Raw genomic sequence first — 437 nt, 5'->3', positions numbered from 1 at the left:
CCCCGTCTCTACAACCGGGTGATAACCGTTCTCGCACCTTTTAGGCTACTCCCCAAGTAGCCTAAGATTTCAAGAGATGGTAATTTTCAGTAATGCCACATTTAAAAATATAAAGTACTGTTTATCAAGATGATATAAATGATTCTTGGTAGGGCTCTGAATTGCCGTGGGGTCTGTTTTCGGGCCACGGGATAACCACTGGAAAAGATAATCATAGAGATGGATATATTGACAAGCAAGTGCTCGGATAGGTTCATGGCGCATGTTCTGAAGCGACGTGACCAGGAGGCCGTCCGTTGGTACGTGCTCACGCTCCCTACCGCCGGTGGCGGGCGTGACAGGATCAGTCCCTCGAAGGGGCTGGACGCTGAGCTTTCCCGCCGTGAGCGTCGTGGGGAGGCCTTGTTCGAGTATTTCTCCCCCTCGTATGTCGAGGC

Annotated in this window: 1 pseudogene; it reads left to right on the top strand. The window is 51.3% G+C overall.

The features are described from left to right. Positions 1 to 219: 219 nt before the first annotated feature. Positions 220 to 437, top strand: a pseudogene (locus tag DW033_RS12890) (transcriptional regulator); the annotation flags it as partial.

Source organism: Parabacteroides sp. AF39-10AC (assembly GCF_003635405.1).
GTDB lineage: Bacteria > Bacteroidota > Bacteroidia > Bacteroidales > Tannerellaceae > Parabacteroides > Parabacteroides distasonis.
This window is presented reverse-complemented; position numbering and strand designations above follow the sequence as displayed.